Origin of the sequence: Winogradskyella sp. R77965 (genome assembly GCF_044594915.1) — a bacterium.
Classification (GTDB): domain Bacteria; phylum Bacteroidota; class Bacteroidia; order Flavobacteriales; family Flavobacteriaceae; genus Winogradskyella.
This window is the reverse complement of record NZ_CP138990.1, coordinates 2,921,082-2,939,620: the sequence shown is the minus strand read 5'-3', so window position 1 is coordinate 2,939,620 and position 18,539 is coordinate 2,921,082. Positions and strand designations below refer to the sequence as shown.

Sequence of the window (18,539 nt, the reverse complement as noted above, 5' to 3'; positions counted from 1 at the left end):
TTGGTCTGCTTATTGCATCATATAATTGAATTTAAATTATTTATATGGAATTTTTTTTGGTGCTTGCAGCACTACTTTTAATGATTTTAGGGATTGTTGGTAGTTTTTTACCTGTTTTACCTGGGCCGCTCACAAGTTGGGCTGGTCTATTAGTTCTTCATTTTACGGAAGGAGTACAATTAAGTCAGGCGTTTTTAATTGTTACCCTGTTGGTTGCAATATTTATATATGTTTTAGACTACATTATACCTGCAATAGGCACCAAACGTTTTGGTGGTAGTAAAGCCGGAATGATAGGCACAACACTCGGTTTAATTATTGGATTACTCTCTCCTATTCCATTCGGAATAATTATTGGTCCTTTTATCGGCGCTTTAATCGGAGAGATGGTTCATAGGAACGATATGGAAAAAGCTTTGAGAGCAGCCTTTGGATCGTTCTTAGGTTTTATAGCTTCTACGTTTTTAAAATTTATTGTGGCTATAGTTTTTCTAGGATTTTTCATTGTAAAATTGTCAGAACATAATGCAAATTGGTTCTAATAATTTATTACAATTTCGAACAAAGAAAAAACCTAGTACCATAAATGCTACTAGGTTTCATTTTCTTGCTATTAACTCAACAATTACTTAAAAAGGGATTAATTAATTCTTGTTGACTTGCGTAAATATAGATAAGCCATTTTACTTTTTGCTGTGGAAAAACCGTAGACTTGCTGTGGAAAAACCGTACTTTTCTTATTTGATAGTATCTACGCGGATTTTTTTTAATCCGAAAAAGCACACTTTTTTAGCACTTTTTTATAAATAACCTTTTTCTCGAGCCTCTTTTAACAACGTTTCGTCTTTTCCGTCATCAACAGAAGAACAATACTTTAAGTTGTTTTTTTCGTTTTTCGATAGCACTTGTAGAAATATCGATATACTCATTTAGGCTCTTCGTTTTTATACCCTGAGATAATAAGTGTAAAATTTTGCGATTAATATCATCTAAATAGATGTCGCTAGAAATTGTTTTCTTCATATAGTTACTTACAGTGCTACTGTAATACGGAGGTGATTTTAGAATTTGCTTAAAACCATCCGCAAGTTCCATAGACGTTAAATCACTTTTTATAAGAAAACCATCTGGGCTTATTTCCTTGATTATATTGTGAATTCTGAAGGATTCATTAAACATGGTAAGTATTACAATCTTAGATCTAGGCATTAATTTTTTTGCCAATAGCGCTAAATCTTCACCAGAAGTATACTTACCGTCTTCTGATCCAGGTAAACTAATATCAAAAAAACAGACGTCGTAAGGGTATTTTTTCGATGCTTGTTCTATCATAGTTACTGCCTCATCGCAATTGTTTGCAGTATCTATATGTAAGGTTTGATCGTCTTGTTTTGTAGCAATTAACACATTTTGATAGCCCTCAATAATAATAGGGTGATCATCCACCATTAAAATGTTGATATGGTTCATACGGGTTGATTTGTGTAGGGAATTTTAACATTAACTTGGGTACCATTACCAGATTGAGATGTAAAATCGATACTTCCGTCAATATCTTCAACACGAGAACTCATGTTCTTAAGACCAATACCTTTTTTACTTTTAGTAGTATCAAAACCATCTCCATCATCAATGATGTCTAAGCAAATTACATCTTTTTCGAGTGAAATACTAATTTTAATAGTATTTGCATTGGCATGCTTATAGATGTTTTGCATAGATTCTTGAATAATTCTATAAAAATTGATTTTGGTTTTATTAGACACTAAATCCCAACTGATATCATCCGTGTAATTAAACTCGTGTTTCAATCCATAGGCTTGAGCTTGGTTTTCAATAAGTTCTGTAACAATATCCATAAACCCAGAACCTGAAACAAAATCGGTATTTAACTCATGAGATATTTTTCTGATATCTTCTTCAATAGTTTTAAGTTGACCAATGTAGTTGGCTCTGGTCATCATGGCTTCTTTACCATCTTTAAAATTGATACTATCTAAGCTCAATCGTGTACCAAACAGACGGCCTAAAACACCATCGTGTAATTCTTTAGACACTCTTGTTTTTTCTTTGGCTCTGGCCTCATCTACTTTATCTTGCTGACCTAACATAAGGTTGTAGATGTCTTCGTTAGCTTTTTGCTGTACTTGTATTAGCTTTAACTTTCTGTTTTTTGCACGTTGAGATATAACGACGTAAATGAGTACTGCGGAGAATAATAAACCTATGGATAGAATAGCTAAGTATAAGTTTTCTCTAGATATTTGTTCGTTTTCGGCTTCTATTTCGTCTGTATCATACTTTATTCTTGCGAATTTGTTTCTAACATTGCGTTCTACATTCAGTAAGCTATCTGTTAATCTAATATGCTCATTGAGATACTCTTTACCTTCCTCACCTTCTTTTAACTCTGAAAGTAAAATCATCGATTCTAACAATATATCATTAGATGAAATTCTCTTCGCTAATTTGTATGCACTATCAGCGTACTTTAGTGTAGAGTCTTTAACTTTCAAATGTTTATAAAACTTAGACAAATCAATCGTAACCGCTAGTTTAGTAATATCATCTTCTAGTTTTTCACTTAGCTCATAGGCCTCATAGAACATATCACTTATTTTATCGTAATCTTCATCCCCTGCAAGGACTTTTGTATATGCAATATTATCAATAATCAATGGATAAAATGTAGGGTCGAATTCGTCAAATTCTTTTCTTCTTTTAACAAGTGTGTTATAGTAATCTAGAGCTTTTTTGAAATCTTTTTTTCTTCGGTAAACAAATGCAATATTGTTGATAGATAATAACTCATTATAATTGCCATAATTCATTTTAGAACTAATGGCTAAACATTTATCATGATACTCTAAAGCTTTATCTAAGTTATTTAATTTTAAAGCTATTCCTGCTATCAAATTATTGAGATCCCATAAATCATCATATATTCTTTCAGATTTTGGCAGCTCATCTAAAGCTTTTATGGCTTCAATACAGTTTGCTTCACTTCCAATATAATCCTTCTCAAGATCCTGTATATACGCTATATTAAAAAGAACTTCTGCTTTTTTTAAATTATTGGACAACTTCTCGTAAAGCTTTAAAGATTTATTATAATAAAAGAATGCACTATCATTATTAGGTTTGTCCCGATAATATAGTGCAAGATTATGATTAGCAACTACTATTGCAGATGAGTCATTTAACTTAGTAGCTAACCTAAGATTCACATAATTTAGTTCTCTATACAATTCATAATTTTCAGTATCATAGAATAGTACAGAAAGATTTCTATTACTTTTCAAAATGATTGTATCTACAGCAGTTTGTCTAGATAATTCAGAGGCTTTCTTTGCAAATTTAAGACGTTCTAATATTGTGTAGTCTCCATTTCTTGAAAAAGTAATAAGACTATTTATACTATCAAGGAAAGAGTTTTTTACTTTATTTTGAGCAAAAGAATTAGTAGAATAAAAAATTAAAAATAATGTTAATAAATATGTTCGAATCAACTTAGATAATTTTAGATATTATCAAAGTTAGATAATTAATTAATTCAAATGAACAAAGCCTTTACTAAATTTAGTAAAGGCTTCTGATTATAATAAATTAAAAAAAACTATCCGTTTGATTCTTTTTTAAGTTTCTTTTTAGCATGTACTAATAAATCATAAGCCTTAACCTCTTTAGATGTCGGTTGATTATCAACAACAACATTTTCAGATTGCACACCAGATACAGTTAAAACAAGCACAGCAACTAAGGCTAGAGTAATTTTTAGGGTTTTCATATGTATAAATTTAAATTAGGGTTTAATAGTTAAATTTTTGCAATAAACATATTGCTCCGAGGGAAGGGAATGGATTATTAACTATTTTAGGATGAACCTAAAATTTATACTAAAATTAAAACGAGGGATGTTTTCTAGACAACACGTGTCTAAATAGTAAAATGAATTAAAATTTTCCTTATTAAGCGATTTGAGGTCTTAAGAAGGACAACAAATATAATTTTTATTTTCAAATAAACAACAAAATCATCGATTAAGAGTTATTTAATTTCGATTAAGTGTGTTTTTACTGTTCATAACCTGTTGAAAACTGGTAGGGTGATGATTTTAGTCTTATTCTGTAAAAATGCTAAAAAACAAAAAAGCATCCCAATTTTCAAGATGAAAAAAGGAAAGCTTCTCATTGGAATATCAAATTAAATTTGACATTACTACATTCCGATTTTAATCGGAACAACACAACATTTTACAATTGCTTTAAAAAAAGCCTCAATTTCTTGAAGCTTTAATTTTGCAATTTTAGCGGTCTGGAAGGGACTCGAACCTAAAACAATATTTTACAATTAAATGACAACAATTAAGCATTGTCAATTAATGCATAATGCAATCCTTAATTATCTCTTATTTTAGTATCAATTTTTTCAATAATATCATTATAGAACCGTTTCTTCTTTGAGTAATTATAATCATTAGAATTAGCCATTTTCAGAAACATGACATATGCTTTTTCAATATACATTTTACTTTCTTTATATCGTTCTAATCTAAAGCAAACACCACTTAAGGACTCATATGTTTTTACTAAAGAATGGTGTTGTTCTCCATAAATATCCAAGGTAATATCTTTTGATCTCTCGTAGTTTTGAAATGATTCTTCAAAATTTCTTCTGTTAAACTCAATACTTCCTCTATTATGATAATAATCCGCAACCACCATAGATTTATTCAAAGGATAAGCAATCTTGTATTCATTGTGGGCTAGGTTACTATATTTGATTGCTTGTTCAGGATCTCTCTTCAAATTATACAGAATAGCCATGCAATCATATATACCTCCAATCATAGAGTGAGCTACAAAATCGTCATAATTATTTACGATTTCTAAAGCTCTCTCAAGTTTTGCAATTGACTCATCATACCTTTCAAGCTCCATCAAAGCGGATCCATATGCCATATAAATGATATCAAATCGATATTTAGAATCACTCTCGTCCAATCCGAGTTCTAATGCTTCTTTACACAATTTTAGAGTAGTTTCGTATGTGTGAAGGTCATTAGAAGCATAAACAGCGACTCTAAAATATTTTATTAATATGAAATAGTCTATTGGATCTTCGTCAGATATTAGTGCAATATATTTTTTTAAATATTTCAATGCTTCTTTTGGTTTACCATTAACACCTAAAATTTTAGCATATTCTACCAAAACAAGGGTGTTATTTTCATCAAGTAGAACAGCTGATTTTAAAGCCGTTTCTTCTTTAAGCCTATCTCCTAGACCTCCGTAGGCAAAACCTTGTAATAAATATAATTCAGCTTTTTCCTTAGCAGATATATTACTTTCACTTTTAAACGCTGATTTAATTAAATTTAAAGCATCATCGTATTTATACGATAAAATATAATTTTCAACTTTTTCGCTAAATTGCTTATCTAATTTAGTTAGATATAAGTTACTTAATTCCTTTCTTAGATTTTTATTTTCCTGAATTACAGTTTCTAGTGAATTGTTATTTAATTTATTTTTTAAATTATCCAAAGCATTCTTATTATTTAAGATCTCATGATAATTTTTTCCTAGCAGTTCAACTAAAAGATGCTCAGTGTTTTCATGATTATTGTTCAGTTTTTTTATTTCATTTAACAGCTGCTCATGATTATTCTGATTGACATCAGCATTCTTATTGTCATTCTGAATAATTTCTTCCTTATTCTCATTATCTCTTTCAACAGTAGCTAGATACGTTATATATCCACCAATTGTTATTAGAGCAAAACCAATTAAATACATTGTTCTAGACTTTTTCATTTCTAATTTATTGGGATTATCCCAACTTTAATAAGATTCAATTTTTATCGTAAATGAATATAGAAATAAAAATTCTATTCTATACTTGATTATACTAATTTAATACTTTGAATAAGATAATTCATAGTCATCCTTAAAATTGTTATTCAGCTATATGAAACACTTTTTTAAAGGCTTATAAGAAAAACCTTTATATAAACAAAAAAGCATCCCAATTTTCAAGATGAAAAAAGGAAAGCTTCTCATTGGAATATCAAATTAAATTTGACATTACTACATTCCGATTTTAATCGGAACAACACAACATTTTACAATTGCTTTAAAAAAAGCCTCAATTTCTTGAAGCTTTAATTTTGCAATTTTAGCGGTCTGGACGGGACTCGAACCCGCGACCTTCGCCGTGACAGGGCGACATTCTAACCAGCTGAACTACCAGACCGTTGCATAATTGCGAGCCTGCCTCGCGGCAAGCAGGGGCAAATATACATTGCATTTTTAATTTCACAAACAAAAATCTAAACAAATTTTTGACGCTCTATCATGTACGTCGTAAGTATCTGATTAAACCCAGCATTAATATCAGCTTCTACATACTTTATTCTGTATTGACCGCACTTTAATCTTAAGCTATTAAAGTAGTCTTTAACAGCTTTTTCGTAGTTATCCTTTACGTTATCTGGATATAAATTGATGTATTCTCCCGTTTCTATATCAATAAATCGTTTTGGCCTATTATCAAAATCAAAAGTTAATTCCTTTGCTTTATCAAAAACATGAAATAAAACGACCTCATGCTTATTATGCTTTAAATGTCTTAGAGCTTCAAACAGTTTTTCATCATCCTCCGACGTTTGAAACATATCTGTAAACACAAAAATCAATGATCTGCGATGAATTTTCTCGGCAATCTGATGCAAGTATCTGTAAGTCTCTGTGGTTTTAGTGTCTGGTTTACCTATAACAGCTTCACTTAATTTATTCAATAACATCTGGTGATGACGTTCACTACCTTTTTCAGGTGAATAAAAATCGTAAGTATCACTATAAATACTTAATCCAACAGCATCACGCTGCTTTTTAAGAATATGCATTAAGGATGCACTTGCAAGAGCTGAAAATGCAATTTTATTAAGATTGTCTATTGAAGTTCCCCCAGATTCTGGATAATGCATAGAACTACTATTATCCACTATGAGATGACAACGCAAATTGGTTTCTTCATCATATCGTTTTGTATATAAACAATCTGTTTTAGCATAGAGCTTCCAGTCTATATGCTTAGTACTCTCACCTTGATTATATATTTTATGTTCAGCAAATTCAGCCGAAAACCCATGAAACGGACTTTTATGCATACCTGCAATAAAACCCTCAACCACTTGTTTGGCTAACAATTCTAGGTTTTTAAAACCACCTGCTTTATTGAGTTCTTGTTGTATGTTCAAATTTCTAAAAGTCTAAATTATAATTAACTGTCACATTGAGCGTAGTCGAAATGCAATCTTTCTCAAAAGTTAGATTTATCGACTTACTACGCAAGCTACCTTCGTTCAAAATATATTTTAAACTCGGCAATACTCAACCCGACAAAGTCTCTTCATTTAAAATATAGTTGAAACTAAAAAAGGTTTGCCGTATAGACAAACCTTTTATCATTTCTTTTAGAGTATAGACTATAAAAGTGCGTCGATAGCGTCAGAATAAGCATTCTTAGGTGCTACACCAACTTGACGACCTACAACTTCTCCGTTTTGAAAAACTAATACTGTCGGTATGTTTCTTACTCCGTATTTAGCTGCAAATTCCTGATTTGCATCAACATCTACTTTACCAACTATAGCCTTACCATCGTACTCAGTACTAATCTCATCAATGATTGGTCCCACCATACGACAAGGTCCACACCATGCTGCCCAAAAATCAACCATTACTGGTTTATCGCTCTTTAATACTGTTTCTTCAAAAGTTGCATCTGTTATTTCTAATGCCATAATATTTAATTTTAATTGTATTCTACTTTGATTACACAAAATTAGTCAAAAAAAATGCCAAACCTTACATTGGCAGTATTTGATTTGATTATGACATTATTGACTGACAGTATAATTGTCATTTGGACGCATAAACCAGGCTCTCACTACTCACTCTTTGTGAGGAGCTCAAACAGTTAGTCTGTGCTGAGTGTAGTCGAAGTATTCCATCCTTTGCGCAAACTCAGAACTAATTATGCAACTTTTTAGTTGCTTATTAAAATATTTTGTTTAATTTAGCAACCATAAAGTTGCATATCTGTCTGCCGATAGGCAGGTAAATCTAAAAAACGAACACTATGACTAAAACAATCACAAAAGAAAAGGTATTCAATCACTCTATTGATCAGATCTGGAACGCCATTACAAAAGCCGAAGAAATTTCAACATGGTTTATTCAGGCCGATTTTAAAGCTGAAGAAGGATATCAATATCTATTCACTTCAGAACCTAACGAAAAAGGCTGTACAACAATAAGCGGAACTGTAAAAGAAGCTAATCCTTATAAATTAATTTATACTTGGATTGTAGGTGACACTAAAGTAGAAACTACCGTAACCTGGACATTAGAAGATCTCGGCAATTCAACCAAACTACATTTAGAACATTCTGGTATTGAAAATTATGCAGGCGAAACTGCCATTGCTATGTTTGAGAGTTTTAATGGTGGTTGGGATAATTGCATTAATGGTTTAACCAGCTATTTAAAGGAAGAAGTAAATGCAAGATAATATCACCAAATTATTTAAAGCTATTGCAGATCCAACAAGGCGTGACATTTTTCACGCCTTAGTGATTGCTACCTCGGCGTTATCTATCACTCAAATATCAAATCAGTTTGAAATGACCAGACAAGGTGTAACCAAACATATTAAAATACTCAATGATGCTGGACTTGTACAAATGGACGAGCAAGGTCGAAATCGATTCTGCTACGCAGATCCTAAACCGTTAAAAGAAGTGAACAAATGGATCCAATTTTATTCTCAGTTTTGGGATGATTCTTTAGATAATTTAGGAAACTATTTGGATGGAAAGAAAGTTTAATACTTAATTATAGCTGAGATAATTGTTTGACCATTTGTCTATTAATATCTAAACGTAATGCTCTTTTATCCCTATCTAAAATAAATATGGCGATACTTGTATTGATTTCGGGGAAATAATTCACAGCTGTTCCCCAAAATCCTCCATGACCATATCCTTGTACACCATCAACATCAATTGATGATAAACCTAAATAATAATCGCCTTCCATTTTTTGTTTTGGATTGGCTTTGGTATAAATTAAATCTAAGGTTTCTGTTTTTTCAAAAATCTTGTTTGTAAATAAACTTTGAGAAAAAACAGCCAAATCTTTAGTTGTCGAAGCAATTCCTCCTCCTCCAAATAAATCAAAAGAATGATCAATTTCATAACTATCAAAACCTTCTGAAGTCCAATATTGATGTGCTAATGGTTTTAAATCTTTAGGATACGTTTCTAAAGTAGAGAACAAAGTTGTCGTCATCCCAAGTTTATCATAGTTAATTAAATCACGCATCGACGTATAGAAAGGTTTCTCAGTTATACCTTCTATAATTTCTGTTAGCAGTAAATAATTGGTATCTGCATATGCAAAAACCTCGCCAGCACCTCCTAGAGGATTTCCCATTGTCATAGCCATCTCAATTTGCTCGTTTCTAGTATACCTATGCTTTGGGTTATCCTTAATCATTTGCATATAATTGTCTGTACCAGCATAATCATAAATACCACTTGTATGATTTAGTAATTGAGTCAACGTAATATCTGAAGTACTATAGCCATCTGACTTAAGCAATATATTAGTTTCCTCAAAAATTAAAGTATCAATAGCTTGGCTTAAATTCAACTTAGATTGCTCTACTAACCTTAATATCGAAGTACTCACATAAGTTTTGGTATTACTTGCAATCAAAACGGGATGATCTATCTCAAGTTGAGTTCCTCTTTTATCTGAAACACCTGCTGCTCCACTCCATGAAATCTTTTTATCTGGCGCTTCTATATGAACCATCAAACCAACTGCATCTTTATTCTGAGCATAAATAGAATCTAATATGGATTGAAAAGCTTCAATTTTATCATCTATTTGGACTGTAACTTCCTTCTGATCTTTACAACCAAAAATCACTATTAATAATAGAATACATAGAATTTGAATATTTTTCATAACCAGATTGCTAATTCAACTTGTACCTAACGTCATGCTCTTTAAGTTCATGCAACAGTTCTTGAGAAATCTTAACTTTCTGCTTGCGACTTGGCATTTGTACTTTAATTTTTTCTTTATTATCATACACCACAAAATTGAGGGTGTTACTGCCTTCATGGATTCTTAATAAATCGTGAAGCTTTGTGATTTTACCTTCACCTAAATCATCAATATTTAATTGAATAGATAACTTTTTAGCATAGGTATCCATAACATCATGCAACAACTGAAAACTATTAAACTGAATTCTTGGTTCTCCTTTTTTACCAGTGTCTCTATTTACCCACCCTTCTTTGATAAAAGCTCTTACATAAACAAAAGAGTTCACTACAAAGAAATGTCTAAATTTTAAATAGTCTTCCCCAAAGATTCTAAACTCAAAACTATCTGTATAATCTTCAATCGTAAACAGTGCCCAACCTTTTCCTTGCTTACTCACACGATGTTGTACATCGGTTACTACTCCACCAAAAGTAATCTCACGATTCAAAACAGAATTTAAATCGTTAAATAAAGCAATAGTTCCATTGCAAAATGTTTTCATTTCAATTTTAAAATCATCTAAAGGATGACCAGATATATAAATGCCAACCACTTCTTTTTCACGAGATAATTTTTCCATTGTTCCCCAATCTTCACAAGGTGGAACTATCGGTTCTGCTATCTGAACGTCACTAGCAGCACCAAACATACTTATCTGTGCAGAATTTTCATTTTCTTGGTGTTTGGCTCCATACTTAACGGCTTTTTCTAAAAAGGTAATCCCATCTCCATCGTGCGCAAAATATTGTGCGCGATGTGTATCAGAGAAACAATCAAAACCACCAGCATTGGCTAAACCTTCAAAGGCCTTTTTATTAGCAGCCCGCAAATCGATACGCTTTGCCAAGTCAAAAATGGATTTATAGTTTCCGTCTTCTTTTCGGCCTTCAACAATGGTCATTACAGCTCCATGACCAACACCCTTTATAGCTCCCATTCCAAAACGAACAGCATTATCTTTATTTACAGAAAATTTGTAATAACTCTCATTAACATCTGGCCCTAAAACAGGCAAACGCATACGTTTGCATTCTTCCATAAAAAAGGTAACAGACTTAATATCGTTCATATTATTAGAAAGCACTGCAGCCATATATTCTGCAGGATAATGCGCTTTTAAATATGCTGTTTGATAGGCAATCCAAGCATAACAAGTGGAGTGTGATTTGTTAAAGGCATAACTTGCAAAAGCTTCCCAATCTTTCCAGATTTTTTCTAGTTTATCTTTATCTAAACCTTTGGCTCCAGCTTGCTCAATAAATTTTGGTTTCATTTTATCGAGAACCGCAATCTGCTTTTTACCCATGGCTTTTCTCAAAACATCGGCTTCACCTTTAGTGAAATCTGCTAGCTTCTGAGACAAAAGCATTACCTGCTCTTGGTAGACTGTAATCCCATAGGTTTCTTTGAGATACTCTTCCATTTCTGGTAAATCGTAGTCTATCTCTTCATCACCATGCTTTCGTGCAATAAAACTAGGAATATATTCCATAGGACCCGGACGATACAAGGCATTCATGGCAATTAAATCATCAAAAACCGTTGGCTTAAGATTCTTCATATGCTTCTGCATTCCAGGAGATTCATACTGAAATATCCCGACCGTTTCCCCACGTTGGAATAAGGCATAGGTTTCCTCATCATCTAACGGAAAATTCTCTGGATCGAGCTCGATACCATGTTTTGCTTTTACAATTTTAACCGTGTCCTTAATTAAAGTTAAGGTCTTTAATCCTAAGAAATCCATCTTCAATAAACCTGCACTTTCAACGACAGAATTATCAAACTGCGTGACATATAAATCGGAATCCTTAGCTAAAGCAACAGGCACATAATTAGTAATATCTCCTGGAGTAATAATCACACCACAGGCATGAATACCTGTATTACGAACGGAACCCTCCAACACTCTTGCCTGATTCACAGTTTCAGCCTGTAAATCTTCACCATCCGAAATATTTAGAAGTTCGTTGACTTTTTCTAAATCTTCAGCCCTAAATTTCTTTACTAAGTCTTTTTCAGAGAGTCCAAATATCTTACCGAGTTTAGACATCGTGGGAATCAACTTCGAAATACGATCTGCATCACCAAGCGGTAAATCTAAAACTCTGGCAGTATCTCTAATGGATGATTTTGCAGCCATCGTTCCGTAGGTGATAATTTGAGCCACTTGATTAGAACCATATTTGTTAATGACATAATCCATAACACGACCACGACCTTCATCATCAAAATCGATATCGATATCTGGCATACTCACACGATCTGGATTTAAGAATCGCTCAAAAAGCAAATCGTACTTAATCGGGTCAATATTTGTAATCCAAAGGCAATACGCTACTACAGAACCTGCTGCAGAACCACGACCAGGACCAACGGAAACGTCCATATTTCGAGCCTCACGAATAAAATCTTCAACAATTAAGAAGTAACCTGGATAACCCGTATTTTCAATAACGCTCAATTCAAAATCTAAACGTTCCTTTATTTCTGGTGTAATGTCTCCATAACGTTTTTTGGCGCCTTCATAGGTCAAATGCTTTAAATAGGCATTTTCCCCACGTTTACCTCCATCTGCTTCATCATCTTCGTGCTTAAATTCATTTGGAATATCGAAAGCAGGTAATAATACATCTCGTGCTAATTCATAAGGTTCAATCTTATCTACAACGTCTTGGACATTCACAATCGCTTCAGGCACATCTCTAAACAGAGCCTTCATTTCTTCTGAAGACTTAAAGTAGTATTCTTGATTTGGTAAACCATAACGATAACCACGTCCACGTCCAATTGGCGTCGCTTGTTTTTCACCATCTTTTACACAGAGTAAAATATCATGTGCATTGGCATTTTCTTGCTCAACATAATAGGTGTTATTGGTTGCCACCAATTTAACATCGTGCTTTTTAGCTAACTGAATCAGAACAGGATTAACTCTATTTTCATCTTCCTGATTATGACGCATCAGTTCGATATACAAATCATTTTGAAATGTTTCTTTCCACCATAACAAGGCCTCTTCTGCCTGATTTTCACCAACATTCAAAACTTTGCTTGGCACTTCACCATATAGGTTTCCTGTTAAGCAGATAAGGTCTTCTTTATATTGTTCAATAAGATTTTTATCAATTCTAGGCACATAATAAAAGCCATCCGTAAAGGCTGCAGAAGATAATTTAGCCAGATTGTGATAGCCATTTTTATTCTTAGCCATTAACACAATTTGATAGCCATTGTCTTTTCTAGTTTTGTCTGTATGATTTTCGCAAACAAAAAATTCACAACCAATAATTGGTTTTATAAGCTTTCCTTTCTTTTCTTCGCCGTTTTCTTCAGCTTCAGCATGTTGTGCTTTTACACTTTTATTATGATTACCAACAGCACTTACAAAATGGAATGCTCCCATCATGTTACCATGATCTGTCAAAGCCACAGCTGGCATATTCTCCTTTGCTACTGCAGACACCAAATCCTTAATACTTATTGTCGATTGAAGAATAGAAAACTGAGAATGATTATGCAGGTGTACAAAATCAACCTCAGCTAATTTTGAAACCGCTGCTTTATTTGTTTCTGTCGGAACTGAATCAACTTGTTCTTTTTGGAGTCGTTCATTAATCTTAGCACTTTCGCGTTTTAGATTAATATGTTTTAATCCAATAAGCTGAATCGTATCTGGATTTTCTTCAGAAAACTTTTCGAAATAATCAGGCTGAACATCAAGTTGTTCCTTGGTGTATTGTTGTTTTCTGATTAATTCGAAAAAACAGCGTGTCGTTGCCTCAACATCGGCTGTAGCATTGTGAGCTTCTGCAAATGGTGTATTAAATAAAAACTGGTGTAATTCGGTTAATGTTGGAAGTTTAAACTTTCCATAGCGACCACCCGGAATTTGACATAAACTAGCCGTGTGCTCTGTACAGGTATCTAAAACAGGTAATTCCTGAAGAGGATTTGTAACATCTTTGCGCACAAATTCAGCTCCCATAATATTCAAATCGAACTTTACATTTTGTCCAACTACAAATTTCGTTTTTGATAATGCGGTATTGAACTTTTCTAAAACTTCAGAAAGCGATACGCCTTGTTCTTGAGCTAATTCTGTAGAAATCCCATGAATCTTTTCAGCGTCATAGGGAATATTAAAACCATCTGGTTTTACCAAATAATCCTGATGCTCAATACAATTACCCATAGCATCATGCAACTGCCATGCAATTTGAATACATCTTGGCCAATTATCTGTATCAGTTATTGGTGCGTCCCAACGCTTTGGCAAACCTGTGGTTTCGGTATCGAATATTAAATACATAGAGCCCTTATAATGTAAAAATAGAAGCATTAAAATTAAGAAATATTGTAGTTTTTCTTATTGAAAGTTATGAACAGTTGTAAACAAAAAATATAAGATTGGCTTTAATTTATTATTTTGAATTTTCATAGAATTTTCTAACAAATACTCGTCTTTAAAACTATGTCAATTAAATTAGTTATTACCACACTATTATTTATCTCATTTTCAACAACAAATGTCAATCAATTAACAGAAACAGAGAACAAAACTGCAACTCAACAACCACACGTCATCAACTTAGAGCTACCAGATAAACTTAAGATAGAGACAATTAATGACACTGAAAATGATAATACCTTATTTGAAAAAAATATGCCTTGGGTTGCTGCTTTATTAATTGGAATAATATCTGCTATTGTAAACATCAAAATCTCCAATGACTTAAAAAGATCTAATGAAGTGAATATTTCAAATCAAATATCTGGTGCGCAAGAAAATATCAAACTTCAAATTGAAAGTGATAAGGAGTCAACTTTAACTCAATTTAAAGCAACGGTAGCTACTAAAAATAGACAGGAATGGATTAATGAATTAAGAGATACTCTAAGTCAGTATTTGAGTTATACAATTATGATGATTCAGGAAGACAGTTTTTCAGAAGATGATAAAAGAAGTTATTTAGATAAAATTTATCAAACAAAATTCAAGATAGAGTTAATGACAAATCCTGAAAAAAAGGAACATAAAGCTCTCATGGATGCTGTAAATAAAATGATTTTAGTTGTAAACCAAAATAAAGATGAGATAGAAATTAATGATTTAAAATCGGCTAGGCAAGAATTTATTATTACTTCAAGAAAAATTTTTATTCATAATTGGAACAAAATCAAAGATTTAAAGTAAGTGATTTTTATTAATTTAATTATTTTTACAACTTTGCTCACGCCACTAAACTTTCACAGACTGATAATATGCAACCATTCTCAATAACTATTCAAACCAATTTATTTCTTGTAGATTTTAATAATGAAACTTATGAAGAAATAGCAATTGCTTTATACAAAGAATTCAATAAGAGATTCAAAAAAACAAAACTGAACGATATTTTCGATGTTGAAGTCTATTGGAGAAAAGGCTGTATTGTTGAAGATTTCGTTTTGATCTTTAAAGATGAAGAATTGATTAAATTATGGAATGAAAAGAAAAATAGCTTCATAAAAACCCAAGATTACATTAAAATTAAAGAAGAATTAGAAAAATTAACAATAAACTTAGAAGATGTAAGTATTAAGTTTAATGGTATTACAATAACAATATTCAAGTGTATGCTTTCTAGACACACTTACGTTCCAAACAAAATTAATATGAAATTAGCTAGAGCAGTTATGCTCTAATAAATTAAATTGGAAACAAAAAACACCGCTTCATTTGAGCGATGCTTATAAAGTTATCATTTATAATTTATAATTCACTATCTACTAAGCTTGCAAATAATCAGGTGTACCGTTAGCATCAGAATCTAAAGCATCAACTGGATTTCCATCTGCATTAGGATCTGCATTTTCATTAATAGTTAAAATAGTATCACCATCATCATCATTATCCAAATAATCTGCTACACCATTTCCATCTGTATCACCAGTTTCAAAATTTGAGAATAAACCATCACCATCATCATCATTGTCTAAATAATTTACATCACCATCACCATCTGTATCTATAGGATTCCCATTTGCGTCTACAGCCTCATCTGCTGTTAGCACTCCATCACCATCATCATCATCATCTAAATAATTTGCCGTACCATCACCATCAGTATCATCATTAGTAATATCACCATCACCATTAAAATCTTCAAAGGCATTAGGCACTCCGTCTCCATCATCATCATCACAGTTTAAACCGTCTATTTCGGCCTGAATGCTTCCATCTGTATCACCACAAAAATCAATCTGTTCCTGCAAGTAAAACAGGTATTGTGAACATTTTTCATCAAAATTGCCAATTGTTGCTGTGATGTATTGTGATTCGGCTTCATCTCTATTTGCAGTTGCTTGTTCGCAAGTTATTTGACAAGTTCCTAAAACATCAATTCTATTTTTAAGGGCACCATCTGGGTCGCCACAAAATGTACGTTGATCGTTTAATGCATTTATATAAGCGGTACACGCAGCTTCATAATCATCACTGTCTATAAACTCTAACTCTGAAGCAAAAGCTGCTTCGTACGTCATCCTTGCTATATCTGCAGCCTGCTCCGCATCCATACATGTCATTGGATTTGTTGGTATTTCTCCAAAAGCAAGTGGTACTTTATAGAAAATTCCATTGGTAAATCCAACTGAATTTAATCCAGAAGCATCAAAAGCTAAAAACCTGTATGTGCCAGTAAATGTTTTGAGCGTAAAGTCTATTTCTTCTATAACAATTTCACCCAGTTCAGGATAAATCGATACGCTTTCATCTGGTCTATTATTTGTTGAAAAAATAGTTTCAACTCCATCGATATATTGTGCTTCTATAGTCTCAACATCACCAAGTATAAATTTAGATTCACTAACAGATGGTATGCTAAGAATGACTTTTTCAGAATTGTTTGTTCCTGTGATGGTTAAAAATCCATCTGTTGAAATACTAGCAGAAAAGCCTTTAGCTCTCCAGAGCGCGTTTTCTCTGTCACCTTGGAAGGCAGGAGAATTGAACTGTACTTCATCACCACAACTATATAGTGTTAAAAAAACAAAGGTTAGGAGAATTAGTTTTTTCATCTTTTTTAGAGCGTATTTTTATTTGCTTCAAATATAACGAAACAAGAATATCAAAAGTATAATAATTTTTAAAACTGAGCCGATCTCAAATTCTCTTTTAGCAAAGTAAAATTCTTTCAGTTAAAGTAAATTAAAACATTGAAAATTAAAAAAATATAGTATCTTTGCGCCCTCATTAATAACAGAGGTCGTGAACCTCACTAATTAATTATTATGCCTGTAAAAATTAGATTACAAAGACACGGTAAAAAAGGAAAACCTTACTACTGGATCGTAGCAGCGGATTCTCGCGCTAAAAGAGATGGTAAATACTTAGAGAAACTAGGTGCTTACAATCCAAACACAAATCCTGCAACTATCGAATTAGATGTTGATGGTGCTGTAACATGGTTACAAAACGGTGCTCAGCCAACTGACACAGCAAAAGCAATTTTATCTTACAAAGGTGCTATGCTAAAACATCATTTAGCTGGTGGAGTTAGAAAAGGAGCTTTAACGGAAGAACAAGCTGAAACAAAATTCAACGCTTGGTTAGAAGAAAAAACGGCTAAAGTACAAGCTAAAGCAGATGGTTTATCTAAAGCAGATGCTGAAGCTAAAGCTCTAGCACTGGAAGCTGAAAAAGCAGTAAATGAAGCACGTATCGCTGCAGCTGCTCCTGTTGTTGAAGAAGAAGTAGCAGAAGATGTTGCAACAGATGAAACAACAGCATCTAACGAAGAAGAATAAAAAATTTATTTTTATACTTTTAAACCCAGACTGCTAAGTCTGGGTTTTTTATTTTCAAGTTTTTATGAAAAAAGACGATTGTTTTTATTTAGGCAAAATTGTAAAGAAGTATAGCTTTAAAGGAGAACTTTTAGCTAAGCTCGATACGGATGAACCCGACTTATACGATAATTTGGATGCTATTTTTATAGATTTAAGAGGCAATCTAGTACCTTTTTTTATTGAATCTTCTCAATTGCACAAATCGGATTTACTCCGTTTAAAGTTTGAAGATGTAGATACAGAAGCTGATGCAGATGCTCTTATGAAAACTGAATTGTATTTACCTCTTGATTTATTACCAAAACTTGAAGGTAATAAATTTTATTTCCATGAGGTGATTGGATATACCATTACAGATAAAAAATTTGGGGAAGTTGGGATCCTTAAAGGTATTAATGATTCTACGGCGCAAGCTTTGTTTGAAATTGACAGGAATGGCATCGAAATATTAATCCCTATGAATGATGAGTTTATAGTTAAAGTAGATAGAGAGAATAAAGCAATTGAAGTAAATACTCCTGAAGGATTGATTGAACTCTATATAAGCCCATCCTAAATCCTTCCCAAAAGGAAGGACTTTAA

The 18,539-nt window shown here is 32.5% G+C and carries 16 protein-coding genes and 1 tRNA gene; 7 read left to right on the top strand and 10 right to left on the bottom strand.

Features of this window, described 5'->3' with window-relative positions:
• Nucleotides 1–44: 44 nt before the first annotated feature.
• Entirely contained in the window at nt 45–542 is a 498-nt protein-coding gene (locus SJY34_RS13195) for a DUF456 domain-containing protein (RefSeq protein WP_400076376.1), read from the top strand.
• Nucleotides 543–855: 313 nt separating this feature from the next.
• Here SJY34_RS13195 and SJY34_RS13190 read toward each other — a convergent pair whose 3' ends face one another.
• The 7 genes from SJY34_RS13190 to trxA form a co-directional block, all read right to left on the bottom strand.
• Nucleotides 856–1,470: a response regulator gene (locus tag SJY34_RS13190; RefSeq protein WP_400076374.1), complete on the bottom strand. Its 615-nt coding sequence runs from the start codon at nt 1,468–1,470 to the stop codon at nt 856–858.
• Nucleotides 1,467–3,509, bottom strand: coding sequence for a tetratricopeptide repeat protein (locus tag SJY34_RS13185; protein WP_400076372.1), 2,043 nt, complete (start codon nt 3,507–3,509; stop codon nt 1,467–1,469). Before SJY34_RS13185 ends, SJY34_RS13190 begins: the two co-directional genes overlap by 4 nt.
• A gap of 107 nt (nt 3,510–3,616) precedes the next feature.
• Nucleotides 3,617–3,787, bottom strand: a complete 171-nt coding sequence (locus SJY34_RS13180) for a hypothetical protein (protein ID WP_400076371.1) — start codon at nt 3,785–3,787, stop codon at nt 3,617–3,619.
• Nucleotides 3,788–4,397: 610 nt separating this feature from the next.
• Nucleotides 4,398–5,816, bottom strand: coding sequence for a tetratricopeptide repeat protein (locus SJY34_RS13175; protein ID WP_400076369.1), 1,419 nt, complete (start codon nt 5,814–5,816; stop codon nt 4,398–4,400).
• A gap of 365 nt (nt 5,817–6,181) precedes the next feature.
• Nucleotides 6,182–6,255 (bottom strand) — tRNA-Asp (locus tag SJY34_RS13170).
• A 76-nt stretch (nt 6,256–6,331) separates the two neighbouring features.
• Entirely contained in the window at nt 6,332–7,261 is a 930-nt protein-coding gene (locus tag SJY34_RS13165) for a DUF58 domain-containing protein (RefSeq protein ID WP_400076367.1), read from the bottom strand.
• 228 nt (nt 7,262–7,489) lie between these two features.
• Nucleotides 7,490–7,807 carry a thioredoxin gene (gene trxA / locus SJY34_RS13160; RefSeq protein WP_400076365.1) on the bottom strand — a complete coding sequence of 106 codons (318 nt, stop codon included), beginning with the start codon at nt 7,805–7,807 and terminating at the stop codon, nt 7,490–7,492.
• A 338-nt stretch (nt 7,808–8,145) separates the two neighbouring features.
• On the opposite strand from trxA, the gene SJY34_RS13155 reads away from it, so the two are divergent.
• A complete protein-coding gene (locus tag SJY34_RS13155) occupies nt 8,146–8,577 on the top strand; it encodes an SRPBCC domain-containing protein (RefSeq protein WP_400076363.1) in 432 nt (143 codons plus the stop codon).
• Nucleotides 8,567–8,893, top strand: a complete 327-nt coding sequence (locus SJY34_RS13150) for an ArsR/SmtB family transcription factor (protein ID WP_400076361.1) — start codon at nt 8,567–8,569, stop codon at nt 8,891–8,893. The genes SJY34_RS13155 and SJY34_RS13150 overlap by 11 nt, the downstream gene beginning before the upstream one ends.
• A 7-nt stretch (nt 8,894–8,900) precedes the next feature.
• On the opposite strand, the gene SJY34_RS13145 is transcribed toward SJY34_RS13150, so the two are convergent.
• Nucleotides 8,901–10,040, bottom strand: coding sequence for a serine hydrolase domain-containing protein (locus SJY34_RS13145; protein WP_400076359.1), 1,140 nt, complete (start codon nt 10,038–10,040; stop codon nt 8,901–8,903).
• A 10-nt stretch (nt 10,041–10,050) separates the two neighbouring features.
• Nucleotides 10,051–14,436 carry a DNA polymerase III subunit alpha gene (gene dnaE, locus SJY34_RS13140; RefSeq protein ID WP_400076357.1) on the bottom strand — a complete coding sequence of 1,462 codons (4,386 nt, stop codon included), beginning with the start codon at nt 14,434–14,436 and terminating at the stop codon, nt 10,051–10,053.
• 162 nt (nt 14,437–14,598) lie between these two features.
• Here dnaE and SJY34_RS13135 point away from each other — a divergent pair, with 162 nt between their 5' ends.
• Together SJY34_RS13135 and SJY34_RS13130 are read left to right on the top strand one after the other, a co-directional pair.
• A complete protein-coding gene (locus SJY34_RS13135) occupies nt 14,599–15,321 on the top strand; it encodes a hypothetical protein (RefSeq protein WP_400076355.1) in 723 nt (240 codons plus the stop codon).
• Between the two features lie 68 nt (nt 15,322–15,389).
• Nucleotides 15,390–15,812: a hypothetical protein gene (locus tag SJY34_RS13130; protein WP_400076353.1), complete on the top strand. Its 423-nt coding sequence runs from the start codon at nt 15,390–15,392 to the stop codon at nt 15,810–15,812.
• An 84-nt stretch (nt 15,813–15,896) separates the two neighbouring features.
• Here SJY34_RS13130 and SJY34_RS13125 read toward each other — a convergent pair whose 3' ends face one another.
• Nucleotides 15,897–17,186 (bottom strand): DUF6252 family protein, encoded by a 1,290-nt coding sequence (locus SJY34_RS13125; protein ID WP_400076351.1) that lies wholly within the window; start codon nt 17,184–17,186, stop codon nt 15,897–15,899.
• Between the two features lie 213 nt (nt 17,187–17,399).
• Between SJY34_RS13125 and SJY34_RS13120 the strand changes: the two genes are divergently transcribed.
• Together SJY34_RS13120 and rimM are read left to right on the top strand one after the other, a co-directional pair.
• The gene (locus SJY34_RS13120) at nt 17,400–17,915 is read left to right on the top strand and encodes a 30S ribosomal protein S16 (RefSeq protein WP_400076349.1); all 516 of its coding nucleotides are present in this window, start codon (nt 17,400–17,402) and stop codon (nt 17,913–17,915) included.
• Between the two features lie 64 nt (nt 17,916–17,979).
• Nucleotides 17,980–18,513: a ribosome maturation factor RimM gene (gene rimM, locus SJY34_RS13115; protein ID WP_400076347.1), complete on the top strand. Its 534-nt coding sequence runs from the start codon at nt 17,980–17,982 to the stop codon at nt 18,511–18,513.
• The last annotated feature ends 26 nt before the right edge of the window (nt 18,514–18,539 follow it).